Below are 6,219 nucleotides of genomic sequence, written 5' to 3'. Positions count from 1 at the left end.
CCTCGCCGCAGACGGCTAATCGGTTCTAAACCAGCTGTTGCTACAGGTTGCTACCTGGGGCCGATGGCGATTCCGGAGTGGCAGGCTTGCTGCCCGATCCGTTGCCGCCCAGCGCTCCGCCGATGCCCTTGAGTGCTTCGGTCAGTTCGCTTGGAATCACCCACAGGGTATTCGAAGTGCCTTCGGCAAGCTTCGGCAGAGTCTGCAGGTACTGGTAGGCGAGCAACTCATGGTCCGGCTTGCCGGCGTGAATTGCATCGAAGACCTTCTGGATGGCCTGGGACTCGCCGTCAGCGCGCAAGATTGCGGCCTGTGCATCGCCCTCGGCTTCGAGGATGGAAGCCTGGCGTGCGCCTTCGGCAGTAAGGATGGAGGACTGCTTGGTGCCCTCAGCGGTCAGGATGGCAGCACGGCGGTCACGCTCGGCGCGCATCTGCTTCTCCATCGAGTCCTGGATGGACAGAGGTGGATCGATAGCCTTCAGCTCGACACGGGAAACACGGATGCCCCACTTGCCGGTTGCCTCGTCAAGGACACCACGCAGCTGGCCGTTGATCTGGTCGCGGCTAGTCAGGGCCTCTTCCAGATTCAGGCCACCGACGACATTACGAAGCGTAGTGGTGGTCAGCTGTTCTACGGCCTGGATGTAGTTAGCGATTTCATACGTCGCGGCACGCGGCTCGGTGATCTGGAAGTAGACCACGGTATCAATCGAAACTACCAAGTTGTCCTCGGTAATAACTGGCTGCGGCGGGAAGGAAACAACTTGTTCACGCAGGTCCAGCAGCGGCAACAAGCGATCCACAAAGGGGATCAGGATTGTCAGACCGGGATTTAGGGTTCGGTTGTACTTGCCGAGGCGCTCAACGATGCCAGCACGTGCCTGCGGCACGATGCGCACGCTGCGCAGTAGGACGACAATCACGAAGATTGCCAGAACGACAAGCACAATAGTCAAGCCAAAGCCATCTGAATTCATGGTTCGTACTCTCTTTCCTTGTGCAGTAGTGATGAATTTGGGGGCGTCAGGCTAGCTAGCCGTTAGCAGGGTCAGGGGACTTCGCGGTGAGGTATGCAGTTGCCCCGTCGATACGTGAAACCACGGCATAGGTGCCGGGATTCATGGTCGGAACGCTGGATTCAGCACGGGCGGTCCAGATCTCTCCACGGATCTTGGCCGAACCCGACATGCGCGAGGTCGGCTCGAGAATAAGTGCATCCGCACCGATTAATCGCTCGATATTGGTGCGGAAGCCCTCGGGTGATTTCCGTAAATGTTTGACGGCAATAGGTCGAACCAGGAAGATCATCAACAATGAAATGACGCAGAATACAAGGACCTGCAACCACATGGGTCCACTGAGCAGTGCGACCGCTACACCACCAAGGGCACCTACGCCGAGCATGATGAAGTAGAGATCAAGAGAAAGCATCTCGATGATCGCCAGCAGCAAGAACAGTGCCAGCCAGATCACCCAAGCGTTGCTGATGATCCATTCGGCTGTTGTCATGGCATTCACCTAAATTCTGTTAGGACATTGACCAGTCGTAACTGGTCTTTCCTACATTCTGCCGTAGAAGGCAGATAAAAGGTGTAGTCATTTTGGGGTATCTTCTAGCCCTGCGTGACGAATGCGTGTACTCCAAAGGAAGCTGTTACAGGCTGGGAACCCAACGCCAGCGTCTGCTGATGAAGAATTTCAGGGGAGAGGTGGTGCCCGGACGGACCCATGAATGCAAGGTTATAGAGATCGTCCGCATTCAGGTTCATCCGATATGTCAGATTCTTGGATCCGCGATGATTAAGGCCTTCAGCCGCAAATTTTTCCACCAAGGCGGCTTGCTTGCCCTGTCCTACGGTGAGCATGCCCAGCGGGTCGACGACTTCGTTGAGATGATCTGGTTCGCCGGTCACGACAATGCATAATCCACCAGTACGCAGTACACGTTGGAACTCTGCCGGGTTATGCGGTGCGAAGCAGTTGATCACCACATCGCGTGATCGGTCGGCAGTAGGCAATTTGCGCCAGACATCCCAGACCACAGCGAGCGTGCTTGGAACCTTCGCGGCACGACGCATGGCAAAGCGGGAGATGTCCAGAGCCAAAGCATCAAGTTCAGCAGCAGGAGAGTTCTCTAGAATCTTCCCCAGGTAGTAGCCGGTACCTGCGCCCGCATCCAGCACGTCAAGCGAATGTCCGTCGTGATGATCATTGATCAGCTCGGACAGCGCGCGCGCCAGAGGCTCATAATGTCCCTTTGACTGGAAAGCATCGCGGGCTTGGACCATGGCCGAGGTGTCTTCGAGGAAGTTCGTTCCTTTGCCAGTAAGGAAGTTGAAGTAACCCTGTTTGGCAGCATCAAAACGATGCCCGGCTTCGCAACTCAGGGTTCTATCCCGAGATTCCTCGAAGCCAAGGGGTTGCTCGCAGACCGGGCAAGTAACGTTCGTGGTGCCGGAGAACATTAGAATTTCAGAACCTCTTTTGCCGTTGCAACGTCCATGCTTTCATGGCGCCACAGTTCGGATTCGTTAATCAAGGAGCGGGTAAGTGCTTTGTCGATATAGACAGTGCCCGACAGATGATCAGTTTCGTGCTGGACAATGCGGGCCTGCCAACCGGAGAAGCTTCGAGTTATTTCCTGGCCGTCCCGATCTTTATAAGTGGCGGTGATATCGGCGGCCCGGCTCACTACGCCTTGGAATCCTTCGAAAGACAGGCAACCTTCGTAGAAGACTGCCGCGCGCTCTGTTGATGCCGTATATACGGGGTTGAAGATCTCGAAGTACTCCAGCGGCTCACGCTCTCTGTGCGAGGCAGCTTCCTCCGGAATGGGATAGAGATCTTCGAGCACGGCAATCTGCAGGGGGATACCCACCTGAGGAGCGGCGAGTCCTACGCCAGGGGCGTCGTACATGGTCTGGCGCATTGCTTCAAGGAGTTCTTCGAGCAGTTCCTGCGGAAGCTGCTGCTCGTAGGCCACCGCCTGCTGGCGGAGAACGGGATGTCCCAGCTGGACAATAGGCAGTATGAGGTTCTCATCTGCAGTCTCCAGGACTTCTCGAACTATATTCTCGATGTCCTGTGCGGTGTACTCGGTGTTCATCGGCAAGCGCTAGTCCGTTCGTATTCGTTGAGCTGAAGTTGAGCCAGGCGCGAGGTGAGTCGGGCCTTTTCAGTGTCATGCAGCATGTGTCCAAGATTGCCCAGATTGTCTGCGGCGTACAGATGGACTTCCACGTTCTTGTCGTAGAAGATATCGATAAGATTCGCCAATCGGCGTTCCTCATCCATTGGCATGGTGGCACTAGCTGGGATGCAGGTTATATGCCAGCGCGAATACCGGCTTGCCAAATCCAGATAGTCGGCAGTGTTGCGGCGGGTTCGGCAGATCTGATCGAAGCTGATCCAGATCTCATACGCATTCACGTGGACTGGCCCGATTTCGTCGTAGCCGATCTGGATCATCGTATCGTGGACCGGCAGTTCTCCTGGTGCTTCGAAGAGATTTAGCGTGCCTCTCCGATACCCGTCCAAGACCTGCTCGGGATCGGCGGCGAGCTGTCGGTAGTCCACCGAATGATCCAGTGAGAATACAGTGAAGTCCCGTTGGATCCGGTCAATAATTGGCTGAACCAGGTGATGGAAAGTGTCATCGTCAAGCAGCTTCTCCGGCCCGTAGTTCGACGTAGTGACCAGCTGCATCTCGTGTTCCGTGCAATGCCGAATGAGCTTGGCCATGAACATCGCGTCGCCAGGTTCGGTGCAATGGAACTCATCGAAGACCAGCAACTGCAGTCCAGCGAGCTCGCGCTCAAGCCCTTGCGAGAAAATCGCGCCCAGCGGCTGGCCCGGGACACGGTTGACCGGGGAATTTACGCGCTGGAAGAACTCGTGGAAATGGAAGCGCGCTGTCGTGGTTTCAGGCAGCACCGAGACCAAGGTATTGATGATGAGGGTTTTGCCTCGACCAGGAGGGCCATAAATGTAGACGCCAGGGTGCTTTGCCGTCATCGTCGTACGCAAAGTACGTCCTAGAAGGTCGATCAGATCACTCTGAACCGGGTCAACTTCGATACCTTGCAGCTTGAGAGCTTCGCGGATCTGAAGAGCGTACTTATTCCCGGGGGGAATGCGTAGCAACGGATTAGCCATATCTAAATTTTGCCACTGAGCGCAGACGCGGCCAATCTTCTGTGATGCAATCGCCACCATTCCAGCTTGCAGGGATGCCTTGCGGTGCCGAGGCGACGTTAAAGTGCCTAGTCAAGAAGCCTTCGATTTATTTCGAAACGGATGATTTAAATAGGGGAGTGCTCCCAAAGATGGCTACGAGCCTGTTTAGTCTTGTGAATTTTGAGCATACCTATCGCTTTATCTTGATCCGTGGCCATAATGGACACACCCACAGAGCTGGGTTGAAGCAGTTGAATCGAACCAGGGCGGGCGAAATGCGGAGAGGGAGCGCGTGAGATGACCAGCGAATTCATTGTCCCAACGGCTGAAGACGAGATCGTCTCCAGCGATCTTTTGGACATGTCGGCAACGGTACTCAAAACCTTGTCGGATCCGGCAAGGCTCCAGATGCTCTGGGCGCTGTCCATGGACGATCTTTCCCTGTCCGATTTGGCTCAGTTGATCGGCGTTAGTCCAACGGTTGCCGGCCAATTGCTATCCAAGCTGCGAGCAGCCGGTGTATTGCAAACGAGGAAGTCCGGCCGCCATGTCATCTACTCGATGCATGATGAGCGATCGCGCGAGTTCATTCGGCAGACCCTGGACTTCGCGAGGCATCGGCTGGATTTGCAGGATCAGCGTCAACAAGCTGAGCAGTAAGCGGCCTTCGAAATCCGAGGCGTAAATGGACGAATAAGGCTACTTCCAGCGACATTGCGAATAAGCCGATAATCTACATTATGTAAAGTACTGGAAATCCACGACTCCCCACGCAGGGTCTCACTGCAGCCATTTGTGCTGGCTGCCCCGTCTATCGAAGCAGGCTCCTTTCATGCCCATCATTCGAAAGTTCGCGGACGCTTCGGCGGGATCTGTGGATCTCAGGTGGTCCTTCGGCGTATCGACCGACAGGCTTTGGCACGCAATGATTGATCGTCAGGCATTGCCACTCTGGCTGGGAACTCACGTCGCTGGAAGCCTTGGCGTGGGTTCTACTGTGCAGATCGAGCATGCGGAAAACTACATCTGCGAAAGCCGGATTGAACAGGTCGAGCCAGCATCCGCCCTCGTGATGTCCTGGAAGTTTCCGGAAGAATCTGTGTCGGAGGTTAGTTTGACTCTGCAGTCGAGCCTCTTCGGAGCTGAACTTGCGCTGAGCCACTCCAAACTCAGCGTTGGCGTCTCGAATTACTTGGCGGGATGGGAAACGCATCTCATGTATCTGGAGGCCGTCCTGCTTGGGGCTCCGCGCTCGATGGATCAATTCTGGGACGTTTATCAGGAGGTATTCGAGAACTAGGGCGCTTTCCTCTTGCCACTCCCCTCGATGTTATTCCAAACGATGATCGATCCGGCTAGAGTACACCGCGCCGGGTCAATGCCGACCTCAAATCCGCAGCGGAAGCAAAGTGATGTGTGTGGATCCCGAGATCGGTCGCCCCGACAAGTTTCCCGGCGGAATCGTCGGTAAAGAGGATCTGGTTTGCACACAGGTGCAGAGCATTGATTACGTGCAGAAATGCTCGTCGGTCTGGCTTCGGATAACCGATTTTTGCTGAATTGAATACTCGGGCGACGTGGGTGGCGATTCCTTGCCGCTTAAGTTCGATGTCAATGGTGTCGCTGCCGTTCGTGAGAATGGCGGTGGTGATACCTGCACGTTGTAGATCGTCGAGTAGCTGCAGCACATCGCGATCTACAACGGGCTCTATGCGACCCCATGCGTTGGCGGCTTCCGTGGATCCAATGCTCTTCCCAATCTCCTTGATCCATGTCAAACGAGATATTTTACCTGTAGTGAGTCCTTCCAGGCGAGCAGGGTCGAAAGCCGCCGCGTTCAAAGTGCCCGATGGCAACCCATATTCCATTTCAACGTCAGCAGTGGCGGCCTCGGGAAAGTTGCGGATCACTCCGTCCAAATCGAAAACTACTGCGTGGATCATGGGGCAATCCTGCCAGATGCAGGCGCATTGGGGCATCTGGGGCCAAGTGCATGCGGTGCCTTTCCTGCAGCGAGGGCCTGCCTAGAAATCTAGCAGGT

At 55.4% G+C, this 6,219-nt stretch carries 8 protein-coding genes; 2 read left to right on the top strand and 6 right to left on the bottom strand.

The genetic code is table 11. The features are described 5' to 3' along the window. Positions 1-40 precede the first annotated feature (40 nt). The 5 genes from ACNPM8_RS16675 to zapE all read right to left on the bottom strand — a co-directional run bounded on the left by ACNPM8_RS16675 (position 41) and on the right by zapE (position 4,214). Positions 41-979 carry an SPFH domain-containing protein gene (locus ACNPM8_RS16675; protein WP_105657849.1) on the bottom strand — a complete coding sequence of 313 codons (939 nt, stop codon included), beginning with the start codon at positions 977-979 and terminating at the stop codon, positions 41-43. A 55-nt stretch (positions 980-1,034) separates the two neighbouring features. Beyond that, entirely contained in the window at positions 1,035-1,511 is a 477-nt protein-coding gene (locus ACNPM8_RS16670) for an NfeD family protein (RefSeq protein WP_105657869.1), read from the bottom strand. Between the two features lie 104 nt (positions 1,512-1,615). Continuing rightward, positions 1,616-2,467, bottom strand: coding sequence for a putative RNA methyltransferase (locus tag ACNPM8_RS16665; protein ID WP_133833368.1), 852 nt, complete (start codon positions 2,465-2,467; stop codon positions 1,616-1,618). Next, positions 2,467-3,108 carry a peptide deformylase gene (def, locus tag ACNPM8_RS16660; RefSeq protein WP_448940425.1) on the bottom strand — a complete coding sequence of 214 codons (642 nt, stop codon included), beginning with the start codon at positions 3,106-3,108 and terminating at the stop codon, positions 2,467-2,469. The genes ACNPM8_RS16665 and def overlap by 1 nt, the downstream gene beginning before the upstream one ends. Continuing rightward, on the bottom strand, positions 3,105-4,214 hold the full coding sequence (zapE, locus tag ACNPM8_RS16655; RefSeq protein WP_448940231.1) for a cell division protein ZapE: 1,110 nt from the start codon (positions 4,212-4,214) through the stop codon (positions 3,105-3,107). Before zapE ends, def begins: the two co-directional genes overlap by 4 nt. Positions 4,215-4,475: 261 nt before the next feature. Here zapE and ACNPM8_RS16650 point away from each other — a divergent pair, with 261 nt between their 5' ends. Beyond that, positions 4,476-4,838: an ArsR/SmtB family transcription factor gene (locus ACNPM8_RS16650; RefSeq protein ID WP_105659237.1), complete on the top strand. Its 363-nt coding sequence runs from the start codon at positions 4,476-4,478 to the stop codon at positions 4,836-4,838. Between the two features lie 172 nt (positions 4,839-5,010). Further along, positions 5,011-5,478, top strand: a complete 468-nt coding sequence (locus ACNPM8_RS16645; RefSeq protein ID WP_105661270.1) for an SRPBCC domain-containing protein — start codon at positions 5,011-5,013, stop codon at positions 5,476-5,478. Positions 5,479-5,533: 55 nt separating this feature from the next. Here ACNPM8_RS16645 and ACNPM8_RS16640 read toward each other — a convergent pair whose 3' ends face one another. After that, positions 5,534-6,121, bottom strand: a complete 588-nt coding sequence (locus tag ACNPM8_RS16640; protein WP_448940230.1) for an HAD-IA family hydrolase — start codon at positions 6,119-6,121, stop codon at positions 5,534-5,536. Positions 6,122-6,219: the final 98 nt, after the last annotated feature.

It is taken from the genome of Glutamicibacter sp. AGC46 (assembly GCF_053543715.1).
Note: the sequence above shows the minus strand (reverse complement) of the source record. Positions and strands in the feature narration are given on the sequence as shown.